General features: G+C 45.6%; 1 protein-coding gene. It reads left to right on the top strand.

Annotated elements, in window-relative coordinates; translation table 11 throughout:
- On the top strand, window positions 1–2,757 hold a 2,757-nt coding region (locus CH376_RS23775; RefSeq protein ID WP_276329226.1), incomplete at both ends, for an FG-GAP-like repeat-containing protein.

Consider the following 2,757-nt stretch of genomic DNA (forward strand, 5'->3'; position numbering starts at 1 on the left):
CGGAGAAGACTTAGTTGTATTACGTTTGAGTAATATTGAAAACGGTGGAATTTGGGAAGTTCTGGATTCTTCCGGAACAAAAACGATCTTCGGCGAGTCCACTTCGAGCAGAATCTACAATCCCGCAAGTCCAAGCCAAACGTATAGCTGGTATCTTTCCAAAACCGAAGACAGAAACGGAAATTTTCTTCAAGTCACTTACGATACATCCGAATATTATGATAAACGAAACCTTTATTTGAAGGAAATCCGTTACACGGGAAACTCGAAAAGCGGAGCTTCCGCTCGTCAATATGTGAAATTTTTCACGGAAGCAAGGAATGATTTTTACGTTTCGAACGCTCCCGGATTCTTAATGAAGATGGATAAGATTCTGGCAAGAATCGAAGTGGGTTGGGACGGAGGAGGAAAACTCTGGGACTACATTCCGGTCTATGAAACCTCCTCCGATTCGGGAAGACCAAGGCTCAAGTCGATTCAATCCAGCCGTCATACGACTCAACCCGAATTTCAATACCAATCCTCCAGTCGCCTTCTTACCTGGCAGAATGTTGTGAACCAAGCCTCTTCCGAAGCGGAAGATTCTCCCGAATCGACTCAATACTTTGAGGGAGATTTTAACGGAGACGGAATCTCCGATATGCTCTTTTTTAATCCGAAGTCCGGAAACTGGAAAGCGGCGGAAGGAAGAAAGGAAGGCGGTTATAATTTTAAGATTTATGCCAACCGTTATCAAGGTTATTTCGGCGACGAAAAGATTCGATTTTTCAAAGGGAACGTTAGCGGTGATTACAACGGCGACGGACGCTCCGACATCGCATTCTATCTTCCCGAAACGAGAGACTTTATCGTAGCGGAACACGACGGACGCGTTTTTCAATTTAAATCTTACGGACGTTTGATGGCGGGTGTTCCGGATATCTTCCGTATGGAATGGTTTCCCGGAGACTACGACGGCAACGGTCTTTCCGATTCGGTTTTCTTTGACGAACCCACCGGTCAATGGACCTTGATGCTCAACAAGGGAGGAAGTTTTGAATTCCTTCGTTTCGCTAAAAAATTTCAGAACGTCTTCCGAGGCGATTACTCTCCCGACGGAAACTTAGACAGCGCTTTCACAAACGATTCTTCCAAACGAGGAAAGGATCGCGATAAGATCAATTTTTTAGTCGGCGACTACAACGGCGACGGAAGAACCGATATTTCTCTTTACGATTCCAGATCCGGGAAGTGGCTCGTCGGCGAGAATTACCGCAACGACAACAAAACCGATCCGATCTATTTTAAGATGCAGTGGAAGTTGTATAAGATCTTTACAACTCCGGAACAGGCAATTTTTACTCATGATCGATTTTCCGGAGATTTCAACGGCGACGGTTTCTCGGATTTTTTACTTTTCGATCGCAGCTCCGGGCAATGGACGTTAGGCGAAACCGGAAACGGAACCATCAATTTTAGAATCTGGTCTTCGACTCCTCAGTTCAAACCGATCACCCGCTGGCTTCAAGGAGATTTTAACGGCGACGGTAGGACCGATATCGGATTCTTTTCGGCGAACGACGGTAAGTTTTGGATCGGCGAATCCACGTTAAACGGATTCCGTTATAAGATCTACAGCGATATGAGCTACGGTCCGGATCAGGACCGAATTATGAAAAGTCCTCTTCCAAAGGATGAGGTCAAACTGGAACAAACGACCGCGAATTTTACGGCGGCTTCCGGTTCGAAAGCAATTCTTCTAAAATACAAATATGACGGAAATCTAAACTCTTCCAGAGGAGAGCTCGTCTTCGGAGGCTGTTTCACCGTAGACGATTGTTCCTCTTCTCCCGAACTATTGATCTTTGATCGGAAGGCGAACGTATTCGATCTCAAACAGGGGAACTCATTCACGGAAAGAGTGAATACTTCCCTCAATCCGGAAACATCCGGTGTTACGATTCTCTTTGGCGGAAAACCGGATCGTTATACCAATACGACAAAGGACGAAGTTCTTTTTCATAAAAAACAGGGAAACACGAATCAGCTTTTTGTTTTAAAGAATACGAGCGGAACCGCATTCGATATTTCTAATTTAACTTCGTTCTCCGATACGGACGCTACGAATTTTGATCCGTTAAACAGCGGTTATCTGGTCGATCACTTTGAGACGAATTCCTCCCAATCCGCCCTGATTCTCGACGATCAGACTTCTTCGGGAAACGCTCGGTTTATTCTTACCGGTTTGGGCGGTACGAAAATTCTCACTCCAAGCGGTGATCTTTCCTCTAGCGATCTCAACGACCTTTTCCAAGCAGGGACGAGCGAAAACCGCCAACGCAGAAAAGAATTCAGTTTATTCTCGGGCAAGTTCACAACTACGCAGGCACAACTCGCACTTGTGGATCGAAGAACAACGGTCCACAAATGGTATTTAGGTACGATTAGCGGAACTCAGATTCAGTTCAAACGTTTGACCGGCGACATCCCTCTTCCGATCACAACTTCGGATTACAATTCCGCAAGCCCTGCGGGAATTCAATACGCGTTGACTTCGGACGCATCGATCGTTTTCGGAAAGACCTTGGACAACGGCACTTCGTTTTACAAAATTAAAATTAATGCGACTTCGGTTTCCCGTTCTCTTTACAACGCGGGGACGATCGGGTTTAGCGATCGTTTCGATAACAACGGAAATCCGATCATCCTCTCCGGCGGAGAGGATAAGATCTACGATCTTGCACAAAGTAAGATTTCTTCTCTTCCGTCTAACGTGAT

The sequence above is a fragment of the Leptospira adleri genome, from assembly GCF_002811985.1.
Taxonomy (GTDB): domain Bacteria; phylum Spirochaetota; class Leptospiria; order Leptospirales; family Leptospiraceae; genus Leptospira; species Leptospira adleri.